This is a genomic window from Streptomyces sp. NPDC002835 (assembly GCF_053591995.1).
Genome location: NZ_JBSFUW010000011.1, coordinates 100,991 through 118,876, shown reverse-complemented (window position 1 = coordinate 118,876; position 17,886 = coordinate 100,991). Strand labels below are relative to the sequence as shown.

Here is a 17,886-nt window from a genome sequence, read left to right as displayed (position 1 = left end):
GAGCAGTCAGTGAGACCAGCCGGACTGATCACCTCTCTCAGAGCCATGGCGGTGGCAGCGACGCTGCTCGTCCCCGCGCCCGCCGCGGTCGCCGCCGAACCGGAACCCGCCCCGGCCGCCGCGGCGACCGAGGTGACGATTTCCCCGGTCGACCTGGACGGACCGGCCGTCTCTTCGGTGACGGTGACCGTCAAGAACGCCGGACCCGACCGGATGCGGTCCCTGGAGGTGTCGTTCAAGGGCCCCGCCGGCTGGGCCGTCCAGCCGGCGGCGCGCAGCTTCACCGGCACGTTCGCCGCCGGCGCCACCACCGCCGCCGAGTTCCGGATCCAGGTGCCGGAGCAGCGGTCCGGATTCACCGTACGGACCTTCACCGCCACGGCCGCCTACAAGGGCGGGGACGGCGCCGGCTCCGCGACGGGCACCCGCACCCAGACGAGCGGCACCCCGCTGGCGAACCTCGCCGCCGCCTACAACAACGTGGGCGTCACCGACGAGAGCGACACCGCGCCGGGCGACTACGACGGTGACGGCAACAGCTTCTCCGCGCAGAAGCTCGCCGACGTGGGCCTCACGCCGGGCGCCCGGGTGAAGGCACTGGGCGCCGACCTGACCTGGCCCGACGCGGCGCCGGGCACCAAGGGCAACGTGTCCAGCACCGGCCAGGCGATCAGCATGAGCGGCCAGGGAAGCAAGCTGGTCCTCCTCGGCTCCGGCGTCACCGGCGGAGCGGCGGGCAGCGCCACCGTGTACTACACGGACGGCACCAGCGGCACCGGCTCGTTCGGCTTCCCCAACTGGTCGTTCGATCCCGCGAACGCCCATGGCGCGACCCTGGTCGCCTCGTCCGACGGCCGCAACCGGCCGAGCGGGTACGGGAACGCGGGCATCGCGTACCGGATCTTCGCCCACTCGATCCCGCTGGACCCCGCGAAGCAGGTGGAGTTCGTGGTCCTGCCGAGCAACGGGCACATCCACGTCTTCGACATGGCGATCGCGCCCTGACGTGTCCGGGTGACCCCGCCGCACGGCCGCCGGCGTCGTCCGTGGTCCGCGGTGGCCGTGTCAGACGGCGTGGACCTTGATACCGGCCTCGGCGAGCCGGGCCGCCATGTCGGCCGACAGCGCCGAGTCGGTCACCAGGACGTCGACGCGGTCCAGCCCACAGATCCTGGCGAAGGCGCGCCTGCCCATCTTCGACGAGTCGGTGACCACGATGACCCGGCGCGCCCGCTCGGCGAAGAGCCGGCTGATGCTGGCCTCGTCCTCCTGGTGGGTCATCAGGCCCAGCCGGGGGTCGACGCCGTCGACGCCGAGGACGGCGACGTCCAGGACGACCTCGTTCAACACCCCCACGGTCAGCGGACCGACGAGTTCGTACGTCTGGGGCCGGGCCACACCGCCGGTGACCACGATCTTGATCTGGGGGCGCACGGCCAGCTCACCCGCGATGTTGAGCGCGTTGGTGACGACGGTGAGCGAGGGGCCGGACGCGTCCGGCGAGTCCCGCCGGCCCGCTCCGGCGCGCAGTGCCAGAGCCCTCGCCACCTCGGTCGTGGTGGTGCCCCCGTTGAGACCCACCACGTCGCCCTCGCCGATGAGCTCGGCGACGGCCGCGGCGATGCGCTGCTTCTCGGAGGCGTGCCGGGAGGACTTGTAGCGCAGGGGCAGTTCGTAGGAGACGCCGTGCGCGACGGCTCCGCCCCGGGTGCGGACCAGCATCTGCTGCTCGGCGAGCTCGTCCAGATCCCGCCTGATGGTCGCGGGCGACACCTCCAGGGCCGTCGCGGCGTCCTCGACGTCCAGCCTGCCCTCGGCGGCCAGCAACTCCAGCAGTCTGCTCCACCGCTCGTGTTTGGACATGTGTCGGACTCCTTCGGGCATCGGTCCCTGCGCTCTCGACACGCTAAGGGACACGGGAGCGGGCAGGTGAGCGAGGGCATCACGGCAACGTTCGCACAACGCCCCGCCGGCAGGATGGAACGGGTGCTCGCAATTGCTCGAAAGAGACGCATATTGCGCAGCTTCATGCAGATGAGGCATGGTGTCCTTGCCGACAGGCGCGTGTTCGCCTTCACCGAACGCCAGGTGGCGTCCGGCCCCACCGCCGGTCCGGTGCAGTAGACCGGTCCTGGCCCAGCCGTATCCGCACCGCCCCGCCCTTCCCCGAAGGAGTACGCCACTGTGTCCGCCCACACCTCCTCCCGCACCTCGGCCGAGATCGCCACCCAGCCCGCCGTATGGCGACAGGCGGCCCAGTCACTGCCCCGGCACACCGCGGCCCTGCCCCGCCGCGGGGAGCGCGTCGCCGTCGTCGGCTGCGGCACCTCCTGGTTCATGGCCCAGTCCTACGCCGCCCTGCGCGAGAGCGGCGGTCACGGCGAGACCGACGCCTTCGCCGCCTCCGAGTTCCCGCACGGCCGCCGCTACGACCGCGTCCTCGCCATCACCAGGTCCGGCACCACCACCGAGGTCCTCGACCTGCTGCACCGGGTGAAGGGCACGGTGCCCACCGGGGCGATCACCGCCGATCCCGCGACCCCCGTCATGCGGGCCGCCGACGCCGTCGCCGTACTGGACTTCGCCGACGAGGAGTCCGTCGTCCAGACCCGGTTCGCCACCGCCAACCTCGCGCTGCTGCGCGCCCATCTGGAGGCGGACGGCGCCCTGCCCGCCGGCGTACGGACCCTCGACGAGGCGATCCGCGACGCCGAACGGGCCGTCCTGGAGCCGCTCGACGCCGCCGTGTGCGGTGCCGAGCAGTTCACCTTCCTCGGCACCGGCTGGACCTACGGCCTGGCGCTGGAGGCCGGGCTGAAGATGCGGGAGGCCGCCGGCGCCTGGACCGAGGCGTACCCGGCGATGGAGTACCGCCACGGCCCGATCAGCATCACCGGTCCCGGCCGCGTCGCCTGGGCGTTCGGCCCGCTCCCGCACGGCCTGGCGGACGACGTCGCACACGTCGGTGGCACCCTCGTCGCCGACTCCACCGGCAGCGGTACGGGCACCGGCCCGGACCTCGACCCGCTCGCCGACCTGGTCCGCGCCCAGCGGCTCGCGGTCCTCATCGCCGTGTCGCGCGGCCAGGACCCCGACCGGCCCCGCAATCTCACCCGGTCCGTCGTCCTCGAGAACAGCCGTGCCTGACGACGGCCCCAGCCGCCGCTTTCGTACCGCCGCATCCGTGGAGGAAGCCCATGCCGCTCACGCCCACTGACGACATCGTCCGCTCCGCGACCCGGGACGGCGTGGGCGTCGGCGCGTTCAACGTCGTGCAGCTCGAACACGCCGAGGCCATCGTTCGCGGCGCGGAGGCCGCCGGACGGCCGGTGATCCTGCAGATCAGCGAGAACACCGTCCGCTACCACGGCTCGCTGGCGCCGATCGGGCTCGCGACGCTCGCCGTCGCCCGCGCGTCGAGCGCCCCCGTCGCCGTCCACCTGGACCACGCCCAGTCCGCGGAGCTGGTGCACGAGGCCGTCGAATTCGGCTTCACCTCCGTGATGTTCGACGCCTCCGGCCTCCCGTACGCGACGAACGTGGCGAAGACCCGGGAGATCGCGGCGCGCTGCCATGCCGAGCACGTATGGGTCGAGGCGGAACTCGGCGAGGTCGGCGGCAAGGACGGTGCGCACGCCCCCGGCGTACGCACCGATCCCGAAGAGGCGCGCGACTTCGTCGCCGCCACCGCCGTCGACGCCCTCGCGGTCGCCGTGGGCAGCTCGCACGCCATGCTCACCCGCGACGCCGTCCTCGACTTCGAACTCATCACCCGGCTGCGGGACGCCGTGAGCGTGCCGCTCGTCCTGCACGGCTCCTCCGGCGTCGGGGACCCCGGCCTCACCAAGGCGGTCGAGGCCGGCATGACGAAGGTGAACATCGCCACCCAGCTCAACAAGGTGTTCACCCGGGCCGCCCGCGACATCCTCGATGCCCGTCAGGAGACTGTCGATCCCCGTAAATACCTCGGCCCCGCCCGCGACGCCGTCGCCACGGAGGTGGCCCGGCTGCTGCGCGTACTGGACGGCGGGCGCGGCCAGGGAGCGGGGCAGTGAGGGGCAGGGCGGCCGGTCAGGGCAGCGGGGTCCCGCCCGTCGCGTTGACGATCTCGGCCGTGATGTAGCTCGCCTGCGGTGACGCGAGGAAGACATAGGCGGGCGCCATCTCCGCGGGCTGCGCGGGCCGGCCGAGCGGCGACTGCTTCCCGAACTCGGCGGTGTCCGGCATGGTCGCGGGGATCAGCGGCGTCCATACGGGCCCGGGCGCCACGGCGTTGACGCGGATCCCGTCCGACGCGACCATCTGCGCCAGCCCCTGGGTGAAGGTGACGATCGCGCCCTTCGTCATGGCGTAGTCGAGCAGATGCGGGCTGGCCTTGTAGGCCTGTACGGAGGTGGAGTTGATGATGCAGCCGCCCCGGCGCATGTGGGGCAGCGACATCTTCGACAGCCAGAACATGCCGTACAGATTCGTGCGCATGACCCGGTCGAACTGCTCCGTGGTGATCGCGCTGATCCCGTCCGGCTGCGACATCTGGTAGGCCGCGTTGTTGACCAGGATGTCGATGCGTCCGAACTCGGTCACGGCCCGGTCGACCAGCTGCCGGCACTGCTCCTCCTCCCGGATGTCGCAGGCCACGGCGACCGCCCTGCGGCCCGCGTCCTCGACCAGCGCGCGTGTGCGCGCCGCCTCCTTCTCCTCCTCCGGGAGATGCGTGAACAGCACATCGGCGCCCTCGCGTGCGAAGGCGAGCGCGACCGCACGGCCGATGCCCGAGTCGCCCCCCGTCAGCACGACCTTGAGGTCGCTGAGCAGACCGCTGCCCCGGTAGCTCTCCTCGCCGTGGTCCGGCGGCGGGTCCATCGGCCCGGTCCAGCCCGGGTGCTGCTGCTCCTGCTGGGGGAAATCCGGCTCCGGGTGCTTCGACACCGGGTTCCTGGCCTCGTCGTTCTGCTCGGGCACGATCGACTCCTCCTCGCTGCGCGTCCCTGCTTCCATGGGCCGTCCCCGCCTACCCTCCGGTGGCTCGGAAATGCCCGCAAACGGGGCGGACGGGGTGGGCGGGAACCGCCGATCACCGGCAGGGTTCGCCGCAGCCTCCGGGCGTCACTGCGTCACTGCGTCGCGGCGGGCGGCTTCGGCCGGACCCTGGCCGCCGCGCGACGGCCCTCGGCCACCGGCTTCCGGGCCGCGTGCCGCCCCCGTGCGCCGCTCGTCGAGAACAGCCGCTCCTCGTAGCGGTCCAGCGCGACCACCAGTCCGAGGAGCAGTGCCGGGAGCAGCAGAGCGGCCAGCAGAGCGACGGCGCCCGCCGCGCCCGGTATCACGGCTCCGGCTCCGTCCCGGGCAGGGGACACGCCTCCGGCCGGAATCTCGCCGCGTGCCCGGCCCGGCCGTCGGCGCGCACGCCGCACATGTCGGTCGGATGGTGGGGGACGGGCTGCTTCCGCAGCCGGGCAAAGCGCTCCATAGGGTGCGTCTGCCCCTACTTCGCACACATACGCGGCGCTACGACGGACCTTCGATCCGGCTTCCACTTCTGGAGCGGGCGCCCGTACGCGCATCGAGCGGGCGAGTCCGGGCACCTGAGAGGTCTCGACTGCGGCCGATGGGGAGAAGTGATGGGCGTGCGCACCGTGGGCGTGGAAGAGGAGCTGCTCCTCGTCGATCCCGACTCCGGGGAGCCGCAGGCGCTGTCCGCGGCGGTGCTCGCCGCGGCCGGACGCGAGGGGGGCGACGCCCGGCAGGTGTTCGAGGCGGAGCTCCAGCGGGAGCAGCTCGAGTTCGCCACGCACCCGCAGGCCGAGATGGACACTCTCGCCGACGAGATCGTCCGCTGGCGCGCGGAGGCCGCCCGCCACGCCGAACGGCTGGGAGCGGCGGTCGCCGCTCTGGCGACGTCGCCGCTGCCCGTCAGCCCGTCGCTGGCGGCCGGTGAGCGGTACGGCTGGATGGCGCAGGAGTTCGGGCTGACCACACAGGAACAGCTCACCTGCGGCTGCCATGTCCATGTCTCGGTCGAGTCGGACGAGGAGGGCGTCGCGGTGCTCGACCGGATCCGCCCGTGGCTCTCCGTCCTGGTGGCGATCAGCGCGAACTCGCCCTTCTGGCAGGGCAGGGACAGCGGCTACGCGAGCTACCGCAGCAGCGTCTGGGGCCGCTGGCCGTCGGCCGGGCCCACGGAACTCTTCCGCTCGGCGGACCGGTACCACGAGCAGGTGTCCGCGATGGTGGGCACCGGCGCCCTGCGGGACCGGGGGATGATCTACTTCGACGCCCGGCTGTCCGCCACGTACCCGACCGTGGAGATCCGGGTGGCCGACGTCTGCCTGGACCCGGCCGCCACCGTGCTGATCGCCGCGCTCGTCCGCGGCCTGGTCGAGACCGCGGCCCGTGAATGGCGCGCGGAGGTGCCGCCGGCGCCGCTCGGCACCGGCCTGCTGCGGCTGGCCTCGTGGCGGGCGGGCCGCTCCGGACTGGAGGAGCGGCTGGTCCATCCGCTCACCATGCGCCCCGAGCCCGCGGCCGACGTGGTCCGGGCGCTGATCGGCCACGTCAGCGACGCCCTGGAGGACTCGGGCGACGTGCGCCGGGTGCGGGAGGCGGCAGCCGCGCTGGGGGAAACCGGCAACGGGGCCCGATTCCAGCGCGAGCTGATGAGCCGTACGGGGAACCTGCGGGACGTGGTGGCCGCCTGTGTGCGCAGGACCTCCGGAGGCTGAGCCCGCCTCGCCCGTGCGCCGGTCCGGGAAGGGGCGGAGTCCAGGGGTGAGCGGCTCTGCGGACATCGCCGGTACCGCCCCGGGCCCCGATGTGTGCATCGCCGCCAGACGGGCATACGTCCACCGGGCCCCGCCGCGTCTCCCCCGTCGCGGCGGGGTTCCCTCGTCGACGGAGGTCAGGCAGGATCGACGGCGCTCACGGGCGCGGGTCGCCCGCGGTCACCCGCTCCGGTGGCCGGTCAGCAGCAGGTACTCCCACTCCATGGTCGACAACCCCGTGCCGCAGCCGTGCTGCCGGGCGAGTTCCACGAGGGAGCTGTCCAGCTCCGCGACCCGGTCCGGGGAGTCGGCGATGTTCCGGTAGACCGCGATGGTCGGGCCGTAGGCGGTCTTGAAGTAGTCGCGGAAGGCCTCCGGCCGCTCGAAGCGGTCCACTTCCACGGTCGCCCTGCGCGTCTCGACATCGGTCACCCGGTCCCCGAGCAGCGCGCGGACATGGTCCTCGTTCCCCCACAGCGGCGGTGGCTGGGCACCGGGCGGCGGAGCGGGCGCGTACGGCCGCATCACGGCGAACATCTGGCCGATGAAGCCCTCGGCGGTCCAGTTGAGCAGGCCGATGGTGCCGCCGGGGCGGCAGACCCGGACGAGTTCACCGGCGGCCGCCTCGTGGTGCGGGGCGAACATCACCCCGACGCACGACATGACCGTGTCGAACTCGCCGTCGCCGAACGGAAGCGCCTCGGCATCGGCCTCCTGCCAGACGAGGTCGACGCCCTGCTGCTCCGCCAGCCGCCGCCCGGCGTCCAGCAGCTCGGGCGTCAGGTCGCAGGCCACGGCGTCGGCGCCGGCCAGGGCCGCCGGAATCGCCGCGTTGCCCGTACCGGCGGCGACGTCGAGCACGCGGTCGCCCGCCTTCACCCCGCACGCGCGGACCAGGGTGGCGCCCAGGCCGGGGATGAGATCGCCGGCCACCGCGGGGTAGTCGCCCAGCGCCCACATCTTCCGGTGCTTCTCTTTCAGGGCCTGGTCGGCCTCGGTCGCGTCCGTCATGACAGATCTCCTCGGGGAGCCCGGTCGGACGGCCGCTCGGAGGAGAGCCCGTTCCGACCCTTGATCACCGCTTGCGCCGATATGTCCATCCAACGATAGGCCGGTGTGGACCGTTTGCGCTGCTCAGGCGACTTCGAGCACGATTTTGCCGCGGGTGCGGCCGGCCGCGTTCAGACGGAACGCCTCCGCCGCCTCGGCCAGGGGCAGCGCGGTGTCGATGTGCACGGTGAGAGAGCCCGCGTCGGCGAGGCGCCCCAGTGCCGCCAGATCGGTGCTGCTGGGCCGTACCCAGACATGGTGACCGCCGCGCTCGGTGACCGAGGCGTCCACGACGGACGCCACCCGGGACGGGTCGGTGAGGAGCTGCTGGGAGACCTCCACCGCATCCTCGCCGACGTAGTCGACGGCCGCGGTGATGCCGTCGGGCGCCAGTGCGCGTACGCGGTCGGCGAGGCCCTCTCCGTAGACGACCGGCTCCGCGCCCAGCGAGCGCAGGAAGTCGTGGTTGCGTTCGCTCGCCGTGCCGATGACCCGTGCGCCCTGTGCGACGGCGATCTGTACGGCGAAGGCGCCCACACCGCCGGCGGCGGCGTGCACCAGGACCGTGTCGCCGCGTGTGACGCCGATGCGCGCCAGCGACTGGAAGGCCGTGAGGCCGGCGAGCGGGAGGCCCGCGGCCTGCTGCCAGTTCAGGGAGGCCGGCTTGGCCGCCAGTGTGCGGACCGGAGCCGCGACCAACTCGGCGAACGTGCCGTGCTGCACCTCGTCCTTGCGCACATACCCGCAGACCTCGTCGCCCACGGCGAACTCGGTCGCGTCCAGGCCGACCGCCTCGACGACCCCCGACACGTCCCAGCCGGGGATCAACGGGAAGTGGACGTTCATGATCGGATCGAGATATCCGCCGACGATCTTCCAGTCGACGGGGTTCACGCCGGCGGCCTTCACCCGGACGAGGACGGCGTCGGGCGCGACCTTGGGATCGGCGGTCTCGGTGAACTCCAGAACCTCGGGGCCGCCGTAGCGGTTGACTGTGATGGCTCGCATCGCCTCTTTCTACACGTGCCGCGGGCCGGGTCGCGGGAGTGCCGCCTCCCTCGTGTCGGCACGGTTCGCGCGGGTACCCGCGACATCCGGACAACGCCGCCGACCACGAACCACGCGCCGAACGCACGACACACCCACGCCACGAGGGAGGCCGCCATGAGCGACGACTACCGCCCGGAGGGTTTCGAGGACAGCCACGACCCGCTGCCGCGCGACATGCAGGACCAGCAGGCCGGTGCGCAGGAGCCGCCGCAGCGGGAGGAGACCGCGGACCGGCGGGCCGGGGAGGGCGGCGGCGAGGGCGAGTCCGGCGCGACCGGGGAGGACGTGCCCGACGTCGACGAGGCCGGGGCCGGGCGCCGCGGGAGCCAGGAAGCCGGCGGTCCCGGAGTGCCGGCGCCCGAGGAGTCGCCCGGCTGACCCGGGGAAGGCACTTCGACGGGGCACGCGCCGGCCGGCGGCGTACGGGTGCCGCAGGACTGCTCGGTCGTGGCGTACGGCCGACCGCTTTTCGTCACCGCTGATCGATCCGTTGACCTCGTTCCGATCCGTCGCCCAGGATGACCGGTGTCCACGTCGGCCCTGCTCCGCAGCGGTCCGTTCCGACGACACCGTCCAGGAGCGAGATGGCCCGCAACGCAGCCGCCCCCGGTCCCGCAGGCCGGCGTCCCCGTGCCGCGCTCGCCATGGAGGCCGCCCTGGTGCTCGACCCCGCCGCCCCGGCCGCCCTCCGACTGCCCGGCGACGACCGCGCGCGGAGCCCGTACACCGGCTACACCCGCGGCCACTGGGAGGCCGCCGCCGACGGGCTGCTGGCCGCCGCCTGGAAGTGGGCCACGCCACGCGGCGCCCTGCTCCACCTGCCCGGCCGCGCCTCGGCGTCCGGCGTCCGCTCCGACGGCCTCGAGGGGTACGCCCGTACGTTCCTCGCCGCCGCGTTCCGGGTGGCGGGCGCCGGGGGTGAGGATCCGCACGGCCGGCTCGAGCGGTACGCGGAAGGACTCGCGGCCGGCACCCGAACCCCCGGCCGGGACGACACCGAGTCGTGGCCGCCGGTCCTCGGCCACGACGTCGCGGGCCAGCCGATGGTCGAATCCGCCTCCGTGGCCCTCGGGTTGCGGATGACCCGGCCCTGGCTGTGGGACCGGCTGGACGAGGACGTCCGGGACCGGGCGGAGGAGTGGCTGAGGGGCGCCCTGCGCCATGTGCCGTCGCCGAACAACTGGTACCTCTTCCCGTACACGGTGGCCGGGTTCCTGGAGTCAGTCGGCCGCGGTGACGCGGAGACCGCCCGTGCCCGGGAACGCGCCCTCGGCCTGCTGGAGAGCTGGTACCGCGGCCAGGGCTGGTACGCCGACGGCGACGGCCGCGCCTTCGACCACTACAACGGCTGGGCCCTGCACCTGTATCCGGTGCTCGACGCCCTGCTCGGCGGCGCCGGGACGGGCCCGTACGGGGAGCGGCTGCGCGAGCACCTGGAAAGCCTCGGGCTGCTCTTCGGCGGCGACGGCGCGCCCGTCCACTTCGGCCGCTCGCTCACCTACCGCTTCGCCGCCGCGTCGGCCGTGGGCCTCGGCGCCGTCACCGGCCACACCCCTTTCCCGCCGGGTGTCTCCCGCCGGCTGATCAGCGGATCGCTGCGGTACTTCCTCGACCGCGGCGCCGTCGGACCGGACGGCCTGCTCGGCCTCGGCTGGCACGGTCCGCACGAGGGGACGCTGCAGCGCTACTCCGGTCCGGCTTCGCCCTATTGGGCGTCGAAGGCGTTCGTCTGCCTGCTGGCCCCGGCCGGGCACCCGCTGTGGACCGCCACGGAGGAGGCCGCACCGAGCGAGGGGCCCGACCGGGTGCTCGCGCTGCCCGCGCCCGGGCTGCTGATCCAGAGCACCCGCGACGACGGGGTCGTCCGGCTCCACAACCACGGCAGCGACCATGTCCGCCCGCACGAGGGGGAGTCGTCCGACGCCGACGATCCGCTCTACGGCCGTCAGGCGTACTCCACCCGGACCGGCCCCACCGCGACCGCCGACACGGCGGACAACCACCTCGCCGTCGTGGTCGACGGCAGGCGCAGCGTCCGCCGCCGTATCCACCCGCTCGGCGCCGGAGGCGGTGACGGCTGGGGCTGGGCGGCCTCGTGGCACCGGCCGGTGTTCCCCGCCGGGCCGCCGATGGTGCCCGGGCTGCGGGTGGAGAGCGTCACCGTCGCACACGGGCGTCTCGAACTGCGCGTCCACCGGGTGGTCGGGGCCCCGCCGGGCGCCGGGGTCGAGCAGACGGGCTGGGCGACCGGCCCCGGCGAACCGCTGCACTCGGCGCTGCATCCGCTGCACGGCTGGCGCGCACAGGACGACGTACGGGCCCCGCACGGGACGGCGTACACCCCGCAGGCGGTGCTGCCCCGGCTCACCGCGCCGGCGGAGGGCACGGCGCTCTACGCGGCACTGGCGACGCTCACCGCCACAGGACCGGACCCCGAGCCGCTCGCCGGTGCCGTCGACGAAGTGACCGTGGACGGCGACCGCGTCGAGGTCCGCTGGGCCGGCGACGGCTCACGGACCGGCGTCACGTTCGACCCGGTCACCGTGCACCGCACCGCCGGCCGGGAGCCCGCGCCCCGCCCCTGACTGCCGGTCGGGTCCCGGCCTGCCGGTCGCGCCGGCTGCCCGTGGACCCGCCTGGGCCGTGAGCGGCCGGCACCGGTGTGTCCTCAGGTCCTCAGATGCCGGTTCTCAGATGCCGAACTCCGTGGGGGACAGGCCCAGTGCGGCGCAGGCCTCCCGGATGACGTCCAGCTCCGACTGCTCGACATGCCCGTCGGCGCCGGCGATGACGAGGCCCGTCTGGACGACCGCCCTGGCCTCCGTCGGCTTCTTGGCGGCCTTCGCGATCTCCTGCATCACGCCTGCCTTGCCCAGCAGGAAGTTGGCGGAGAGCTGGTCGGCGTGCTTGTTGAACCGCTGGCGGAGCTGGTCCGCCGGGAAGTTCTGCAGGACGTCGTTGCTCAGGATCAGCGACTCCACATGCTGGCGCTCCGCCTGGTCCACATGCCCGTCGGCGGCAGCCACCAGCGCGCACATCGCCATGCTGGCGTCCCTGAAGGCGCCGCTCTTCAACTCGGCCTTCAAGGAGGTGAGCTGGGTCTTGAAGGTGCTCACCAACTGGGCGCGGGAGCCACCTCCGGAACGCGAGCCGGTGCCGTGACCGCCCGCGCCGCGGCTGGTGCCCTGGGCCTGCTGCAGATTCTTGGCCTGGTCCTTGATCCGGTCCCACATTGCCACTGGTGCCACCTCGGCTTCTTCTCAATACGTCCGTGGCACCGCGCGCGTCGCACGGTGCTCACCCCACCAACGCGCGGGCACCGCCACGCGTTCCGGGTCCTGACGCGGGAACCGGCGCCGCCGCGCCGGGCCCACGTCACCGGGACCCGCGCCGGCCCGTTTCGTCGCCCGCACGGCGGTCACCCGGTAGGACGGCACAGAAACGGCCGAACACCCGTACGCCCCAAGACCGTTACGAGGCGACACATGGACGACTGGCGTGACGAAGCGGCATGCCGCGACGCGGACCCCGACCTCTTCTTCCCCATCGGCACCACCGGCCCCGCACTCATACAGGAGGCGGAGGCCAAGGCGATCTGCGGGCGCTGCCCGGTGCGGGAGCCGTGTCTGCGGTGGGCGATGGAGGCAGGCCAGGACATCGGCGTGTGGGGAGGTACGAACGAGACCGAACGCCGCAGGCTGAAGCGGCGTGCCGCCCGCCGCAGCCGCTGACGCACGGCCGCGCGGCGCATCTTCAAGAGGGCGCCCGGTCAGTCGGCGGGCGTGTCCGCGAGGCCGAGTCCGGCGTAGTAGCGGGCCACCTCGGTCAGATAGGCGCCGTCCGTTGTCTGGCTGTCGGTGGTGAACCGGGGAGCGTCCTTGATCTGCTCCTTGGTGGCGATCACGGTGACGCGCCGCTCACTGGCGTTGATCCGCCGGACGAAGCCGGCCGGGACCAGCACGCTCCGCCCGAAGACCCATGCCCCGGTGTCGACGACCAGGTGCTGCATCCCCGGCCTGTCGGACTGGCGGTCGACACGACCCAGCACCCCGTCCGGTGCCTCGACCGTGAAACCCGTCAGGTCCCGGGCCGGGGCGTAGCCGCTGTCGGTCGAGTAGACCCACATGTCCTGCACCGTGCAGCCTCCTGATGATCGTCGAACGCGGCCGCGTACCGGCCGCGGCACTTCCGGGCAGCCCCGTCCGCCCACGGGGCCGCGCGCCCTGTGGGGCGGCGGCACCGCGCAGGGCCGCGCTCACTCCTGCGGCGCCCAGACGGGGACCACCGCCCCCGCGCCGTTCCGGACCGCCTGCACCACCGCGTCGTGCAGCGCCCGGCTCGCCTCTTCCGAGGGGCAGGGAGTGGGGCTGCCCGTCATCGTGAACCAGTCGGTCGCGTCGGTGAACTGCAGAGCGACCTGTGCCGTGCCGTCTGCCCACGTGGTGTGCACCGTGAGATTGCCCGTCATGACACCGGTCTCCTCCGTGAGCGCACCGCCACGCCCTGTGTAGACATTGCGAGTTGTCCATGACGCCCAGCTCATGCCTCCAGCGTCACACCACGGCCGCGGAAACGCGACCGACCGCCCCGGTGCCTGGTCAGAGGGCCGGCGACGTTTGGGGAGCGCGCAGACGGACAGCCGAAGTAACAAGCCATGACGTCGGATGCAGGTGGGATGTGAGTCTCATGGCCAAGAAGAAGTCCCGCTCGAAGATCGAGCAGGCGAAGGGCAAGACGAAGGAAGCCGCGGGCCGCACCGTCGGCAACGAGCGGCTCGAGGCCGAGGGCCGCGCGGAACAGGCGAAGGGCGACGCCCGGCAGGCCAAGGAGAAGGCGAAGGACGTCTTCCGCCACTGACGTGCGCGCACGGCCGGGGCCGGGCCCGTCGCGACGCCGCGACGGGCCCGGCCCTTCGGCGGCCGTGCTTCCCTGTCGTGGCGCGCGGCGGCCTGCCCCGGCCCGGACATACGGCGCCGCGCAGGGAGCGGTTCAGGTGGGCGCCGGCCCGCCCGGGAAGCACGGCGCGTCCCGCGCCCCCAGGGCCGAAAGCGCCCGTCGCGGGCCCGGCGGGCTAGGGAAGTGCCGTGCCCCTGGCCGTGATCCAGAGGCCGTACCACTCCTCGTGGGTGAGCTCGGGTTCGCGCCGGGCCGCGTCGGCGCAGGCGCGGACGCGTTCGGGGCGTGCGCTGCCGATGACTGGTGCGATCCGGGCAGGATGCCGCTGGAGCCACCACAGCAGGATCGTCTCCGGTGTGGTGCCCTTCGCCTCGGCGAGCGCGGTGACGAGCTGCGCCGTCGCCTGCTCCGACGCCGTCTCCTGCCGGCCCGTGAAGCGCCCCTGGGCGAGCGCGCCCCACGCCTGCAGGCTGACACCGTGCGCCCGGCAGTGCTCCAGCGTCCCGAGCGGGAAGCCGTTCGCCGCGGCCTCCGGGGTGTTGACCAGGACACCCGCTTCGAGCCAGTCGCGCCGGTGGAGACTCATCTCCAGCTGGTTGGCGACCAGGGGCCGGTCGAGGCAGCTCTGCAGCAGTGAGATCTGCGCGGCGCTCATGTTGGAGACCCCGAAGCGGCGCACCAGCCCCTGGCGGTGCAGTGACGTCAGGGCCTCCGCGACGTCCTCCGGGTCGGCCAGCGGGTCCGGCCGGTGCAGCAGGAGTACGTCGAGGACGTCGGTGCGCAGGCGGCCGAGGCTCTCCTCGACGCGCCGGACGATGCTCGCGCCCCGCAGGTCGTAGATACCCGGGCGCTCGCCGTCGGCGAGCCGGATGCCGCACTTGGTCTGCAGGACGATGCGCTCACGCAGACCGGGCGCGCGGGCGAGGACCTCACCGAAGACGGCCTCGGCCTTCCCGTGCCGGTAGATGTCGGCATGGTCGAAGACCGTGATCCCGCTGTCGAGGGCCGCCTCAACCGCTGCTTGAGCGGCGTCGATGTCCCCGGCGCCGTAGGGCGTGGTGTCCCAGCTCCCGCCCAGCCCCATGCAGCCGTAGAGCAGCCGCTCCCCACCCGTTTCCGCGTTCGTCGTCACGCGGGCAGCCTTCCATGGGCGCTCGGGTCCGCCCAAACCCGTATCGCGAGAACCCGTATCGCGAGGCGGGCAGTGAGGCGGGCGGTACAGGCGGCCGTGCGCCGCGCCCGGAGCGGAGTGACGATGGAAGGGAGGGCGCCGCACGGCCGGCACGCGTTTCCCTGCCGCGTAGAGCGCCCGGGAGGCGGTCATGGAGGATTACGCGGAGACCTACGAACTCATTTTCCAGGCGTCGGCCGTCGACGACGTGGTCGTCGTCCGGCGCACCGACATGTCGGGAGCGGGAGGCAGCCCGGTCTACGAGGACGAGACAGGGATCGTGCGCGCGGAGATCAGCACCCGCGGCGAGGTCCGGATGCTGGCGAGCGGCGGCCACCAGGCGCATGAGCTCCCGGTGACGGCCCGGAGAGTACCGGCTGTCGTCGGTGACGGCATCGACCCCGAGCAGATGACCGACGCGCGGATGACCGACGGGCGGATGAGCGGGACGTCGCACGCGGGACGCCGTCCTACGCACGCCGGTCGCTGAAGCCGCAGATCCAGGCAAGGGCGGAGTGCACACCCTGGACGTAGTCCCGGGTGGCCGGGTCCGCCACGGCCTCGTCCTCCCGTACCACCGCGGCGTCGATCTCCGCGGTCAGCAGGCCCATGTCCGGCACACCGGCCGCGCCCGCCCCGGTGACGGGCCCGCGGGCGTCGCGTCCCAGGGCCCAGCTGTATCCCGCGGCCACTCCGGCGCGGTACTCGGGCGGCTCGTCACGGTCGGAGAGCAGCGCGGGCAGCTCCCGCTCCGCCGCCTCCGCGTCGGCGTAGGCCCTGACTCCCACGGGCTGCCCTTCGTCCCGCTGTGATCGCGTAGGTGCGGTCACTGATGTCACCTGTCCTTCCGGCCCGCTGCGGGCCGTATCGGCGGGAGCCACCGGCGGACGGCCGCGGTCGGGCGGCCCGTCGGCGGCAGATCACTGTCGGGTACCCGCATCGGGCCCCGATTCCACCGGAAAGCCGCGAACAGGTGTTTCCCCGGCGAACAAGCGGCCCGCGCGGGACGGCGTATCGATCCCTCGAAGGGCGGTGGCAGACAGAGAGCGGCCCCGCCTCCGGGGGGGACGAGGACGGGGCCGCGACGCCTCGCAGCCGGCCGGGGGGGTAGGCCGGGCGAGCGTTCACCCTTCGCCTGCCCGGTCCGCGACCGGGTATGCGTACGACTTCGTGCGGCATACGGGAGCGGTTGTTCCGGTTGTTCGCGAGCGGGTGCGGAGCTGCCGCGCGCGGACGGGCTGCGTACGGCCGCCGCGCGGCGCATCGTGGAGACATGCGGCTGCTGCTGACCTCCGACACCCATGTGCCCGCCCGCGCGCGCCAACTGCCCGCGGAGCTGATGGAGTCCATGGCCGCGGCGGACGTGGTGATCCATGCCGGCGACTGGATCGACGCCGCGACCCTCGATCTCTTCGAGTCCCGGTCCGCGCGCCTCCTCGCGGTGTACGGGAACAACGACGGGCCCGAGCTGCGGACCCGGCTGCCGGAGGTGGCCCGGGCCGAGCTCGGCGGAGTGCGGTTCGGGGTCGTCCACGAGACCGGCCCCGCCCACGGGCGCGAACGCCGCTGCGAGGAGCGGTTTCCCGGCCTCGACGTCCTGGTGTTCGGGCACAGCCACATTCCCTGGGACACGACGGCGCCGGCCGGGCTGCGGCTGCTCAACCCTGGCTCGCCGACCGACCGCCGGCGGCAGCCCCACTGCACCTACATGACGGCCCGGGTGTCCGACGGCCGGCTCTCTGAGGTGGACCTGCACCGCATGGCCGGCCGTCGCTGACCGAGACGACCCGGCCGGCCGCGGGTAAGCGCTTTCTCCTGAGCAGCGCAGACCGCCACGGAAAAATGCTCAGGAGGGGGCGCGCCGCCGCGCGACCGGCCGTCACACCGTCGTCAGGCGGCCGTCAGACCGTCAGGCCGTCAGCCGCTTCGGCAGCCAGCGCAGCTGGGCCGCCTGCTGGAACGGGCCGCCGCCTTCGTGGTCGTTGAAGTCGTAGACCTCTATCTGCTTGTCCTCGTGGGCGTACGCGTTGAAGGCGGCGAACACCGTCGACGGCGGACAGGTCTGGTCCTCCAGCGCCACGGAGAACAGGGCCGGCGCGCGCCCGCGTGCCGCGAAGTGGACGCCGTCGAAGTAGGCGAGCGTCCGCGCCGTCTGCTCAACCCGTCCCCGGTGCATCTTGAGGTACTTGCCCACCTCCCGGTACGGGTCGCGGTCCGTGACGGTCGTGGCGCGGGGGAAGTCGCACAGGAACGGGACGTCGGGTGCGATCGCGGCGAGGTCCGGTACGAGCCCGGCGGCGGCCAGGGTGATCCCGCCGCCCTGGCTGCCGCCGATCGCGGCGGTGCGGGAGGCGTCGGTCGCGGGGTGGGAGCGGGCGGCCTCGACGGCGCGTACCGCGTCGGTGAACACCCGGCGGTAGTAGAACGCGTGCGGGTCCTCGATGCCCCTCGTCAGGAAGCCCGGATGGGACGGCGCGCTGCCCACCGGGTCCGGCGTGTCCCCGGTCGACCAGCCGCTGCCCTGGCCCCGGGTGTCCATCACGAAGTGCGCGAAGCCGGCCGACGCCCACAGCAGATGCGTGTGCGGCAGCCCCCGGCCGCCGCCGTAGCCGACGAACTCGACCACCACCGGCATCGGTTCGTCCGCACCGGCGGGCAGTATCAGCCACCCCTTCACCGGGTGACCGCCGAACCCCGCGAAGGTCACGTCGTGCACCTCGACCGAGGTCAGGCCGCACTCCACCCGTTCGAACCGGGCGTCGAGATCATGGCTGCGCGCCTCGTCGAGGGTCTTCGCCCAGAACGCGTCGAAGTCCTCGGGCTCGGGGGAGAGGCTGCGGTATGTGCGCAGCTCGGCAAGGGGCAGATCGAACAGGGCCACAGGGGACCGCCTTCCGTACGGGATGGGTGAGCAGATCAACACGGGCGCCCACGGCGGGGCAAGTGCCGCCCGGAACG

General features: G+C 73.3%; 21 protein-coding genes and 1 pseudogene. 11 read left to right on the top strand and 11 right to left on the bottom strand.

The annotated features are described in order from the left end of the window. Positions 1–45: 45 nt before the first annotated feature. Positions 46–1,005, top strand: a complete 960-nt coding sequence (locus ACWD01_RS14890; protein WP_451161911.1) for an NEW3 domain-containing protein — start codon at positions 46–48, stop codon at positions 1,003–1,005. Between the two features lie 60 nt (positions 1,006–1,065). On the opposite strand, the gene ACWD01_RS14885 is transcribed toward ACWD01_RS14890, so the two are convergent. Next, positions 1,066–1,863 (bottom strand): DeoR/GlpR family DNA-binding transcription regulator, encoded by a 798-nt coding sequence (locus ACWD01_RS14885; RefSeq protein WP_451161727.1) that lies wholly within the window; start codon positions 1,861–1,863, stop codon positions 1,066–1,068. Between the two features lie 66 nt (positions 1,864–1,929). Here ACWD01_RS14885 and ACWD01_RS14880 point away from each other — a divergent pair, with 66 nt between their 5' ends. From ACWD01_RS14880 to ACWD01_RS14870, 3 genes are read left to right on the top strand one after another with little or no spacing between them, the layout of a single operon-like run. Beyond that, positions 1,930–2,124 carry a hypothetical protein gene (locus ACWD01_RS14880; protein ID WP_451161725.1) on the top strand — a complete coding sequence of 65 codons (195 nt, stop codon included), beginning with the start codon at positions 1,930–1,932 and terminating at the stop codon, positions 2,122–2,124. 60 nt (positions 2,125–2,184) lie between these two features. Then, positions 2,185–3,147, top strand: a complete 963-nt coding sequence (locus ACWD01_RS14875; protein WP_451161723.1) for an SIS domain-containing protein — start codon at positions 2,185–2,187, stop codon at positions 3,145–3,147. Between the two features lie 50 nt (positions 3,148–3,197). Next, positions 3,198–4,055 carry a class II fructose-bisphosphate aldolase gene (locus ACWD01_RS14870; RefSeq protein WP_451161721.1) on the top strand — a complete coding sequence of 286 codons (858 nt, stop codon included), beginning with the start codon at positions 3,198–3,200 and terminating at the stop codon, positions 4,053–4,055. 16 nt (positions 4,056–4,071) lie between these two features. Here ACWD01_RS14870 and ACWD01_RS14865 read toward each other — a convergent pair whose 3' ends face one another. Together ACWD01_RS14865 and ACWD01_RS14860 are read right to left on the bottom strand one after the other, a co-directional pair. After that, a complete protein-coding gene (locus tag ACWD01_RS14865; protein WP_451161719.1) occupies positions 4,072–4,998 on the bottom strand; it encodes an SDR family oxidoreductase in 927 nt (308 codons plus the stop codon). Between the two features lie 116 nt (positions 4,999–5,114). Further along, positions 5,115–5,357 (bottom strand): hypothetical protein, encoded by a 243-nt coding sequence (locus ACWD01_RS14860; RefSeq protein WP_451161717.1) that lies wholly within the window; start codon positions 5,355–5,357, stop codon positions 5,115–5,117. Between the two features lie 264 nt (positions 5,358–5,621). Between ACWD01_RS14860 and ACWD01_RS14855 the strand changes: the two genes are divergently transcribed. Continuing rightward, the gene (locus tag ACWD01_RS14855) at positions 5,622–6,722 is read left to right on the top strand and encodes a glutamate--cysteine ligase 2 (protein WP_451161715.1); all 1,101 of its coding nucleotides are present in this window, start codon (positions 5,622–5,624) and stop codon (positions 6,720–6,722) included. Positions 6,723–6,941: 219 nt separating this feature from the next. On the opposite strand, the gene ACWD01_RS14850 is transcribed toward ACWD01_RS14855, so the two are convergent. Continuing rightward, positions 6,942–7,772: a class I SAM-dependent methyltransferase gene (locus ACWD01_RS14850; RefSeq protein ID WP_451161713.1), complete on the bottom strand. Its 831-nt coding sequence runs from the start codon at positions 7,770–7,772 to the stop codon at positions 6,942–6,944. 123 nt (positions 7,773–7,895) lie between these two features. Beyond that, complete coding sequence (locus tag ACWD01_RS14845; protein ID WP_451161711.1) at positions 7,896–8,819, bottom strand: NADP-dependent oxidoreductase; 924 nt, start codon at positions 8,817–8,819, stop codon at positions 7,896–7,898. A gap of 156 nt (positions 8,820–8,975) precedes the next feature. On the opposite strand from ACWD01_RS14845, the gene ACWD01_RS14840 reads away from it, so the two are divergent. Together ACWD01_RS14840 and ACWD01_RS14835 are read left to right on the top strand one after the other, a co-directional pair. After that, a complete protein-coding gene (locus tag ACWD01_RS14840) occupies positions 8,976–9,239 on the top strand; it encodes a hypothetical protein (RefSeq protein WP_451161709.1) in 264 nt (87 codons plus the stop codon). A gap of 266 nt (positions 9,240–9,505) precedes the next feature. Next, entirely contained in the window at positions 9,506–11,446 is a 1,941-nt protein-coding gene (locus tag ACWD01_RS14835; protein ID WP_451161909.1) for a DUF2264 domain-containing protein, read from the top strand. Positions 11,447–11,551: 105 nt separating this feature from the next. Here ACWD01_RS14835 and ACWD01_RS14830 read toward each other — a convergent pair whose 3' ends face one another. Beyond that, positions 11,552–12,100, bottom strand: a complete 549-nt coding sequence (locus ACWD01_RS14830; protein ID WP_451161907.1) for a tellurite resistance TerB family protein — start codon at positions 12,098–12,100, stop codon at positions 11,552–11,554. 246 nt (positions 12,101–12,346) lie between these two features. Between ACWD01_RS14830 and ACWD01_RS14825 the strand changes: the two genes are divergently transcribed. Further along, positions 12,347–12,592 (top strand): WhiB family transcriptional regulator, encoded by a 246-nt coding sequence (locus ACWD01_RS14825; protein WP_451161707.1) that lies wholly within the window; start codon positions 12,347–12,349, stop codon positions 12,590–12,592. Positions 12,593–12,630: 38 nt separating this feature from the next. Here the strand turns inward: ACWD01_RS14825 and ACWD01_RS14820 are convergent, their stop codons facing one another. Further along, positions 12,631–12,987, bottom strand: coding sequence for a PRC-barrel domain containing protein (locus ACWD01_RS14820; protein ID WP_451161905.1), 357 nt, complete (start codon positions 12,985–12,987; stop codon positions 12,631–12,633). 129 nt (positions 12,988–13,116) lie between these two features. Beyond that, entirely contained in the window at positions 13,117–13,404 is a 288-nt protein-coding gene (locus ACWD01_RS14815; RefSeq protein WP_451161705.1) for a hypothetical protein, read from the bottom strand. Positions 13,405–13,547: 143 nt separating this feature from the next. Here ACWD01_RS14815 and ACWD01_RS14810 point away from each other — a divergent pair, with 143 nt between their 5' ends. Next, complete coding sequence (locus ACWD01_RS14810; RefSeq protein ID WP_451161703.1) at positions 13,548–13,718, top strand: CsbD family protein; 171 nt, start codon at positions 13,548–13,550, stop codon at positions 13,716–13,718. A gap of 214 nt (positions 13,719–13,932) precedes the next feature. Here the strand turns inward: ACWD01_RS14810 and ACWD01_RS14805 are convergent, their stop codons facing one another. Continuing rightward, positions 13,933–14,889 carry an aldo/keto reductase gene (locus ACWD01_RS14805; RefSeq protein ID WP_451161701.1) on the bottom strand — a complete coding sequence of 319 codons (957 nt, stop codon included), beginning with the start codon at positions 14,887–14,889 and terminating at the stop codon, positions 13,933–13,935. Positions 14,890–15,079: 190 nt separating this feature from the next. Between ACWD01_RS14805 and ACWD01_RS14800 the strand changes: the two are divergent. Next, positions 15,080–15,301: pseudogene (locus ACWD01_RS14800) on the top strand (DUF6296 family protein); the annotation flags it as partial. Positions 15,302–15,398: 97 nt separating this feature from the next. Here ACWD01_RS14800 and ACWD01_RS14795 read toward each other — a convergent pair. After that, positions 15,399–15,716 (bottom strand): hypothetical protein, encoded by a 318-nt coding sequence (locus ACWD01_RS14795; protein WP_451161699.1) that lies wholly within the window; start codon positions 15,714–15,716, stop codon positions 15,399–15,401. A 485-nt stretch (positions 15,717–16,201) separates the two neighbouring features. Between ACWD01_RS14795 and ACWD01_RS14790 the strand changes: the two genes are divergently transcribed. Continuing rightward, positions 16,202–16,705, top strand: a complete 504-nt coding sequence (locus ACWD01_RS14790) for a metallophosphoesterase family protein (RefSeq protein WP_451161697.1) — start codon at positions 16,202–16,204, stop codon at positions 16,703–16,705. A gap of 132 nt (positions 16,706–16,837) precedes the next feature. Here ACWD01_RS14790 and ACWD01_RS14785 read toward each other — a convergent pair whose 3' ends face one another. Then, on the bottom strand, positions 16,838–17,809 hold the full coding sequence (locus tag ACWD01_RS14785; protein ID WP_451161695.1) for an acetylxylan esterase: 972 nt from the start codon (positions 17,807–17,809) through the stop codon (positions 16,838–16,840). Positions 17,810–17,886: the final 77 nt, after the last annotated feature.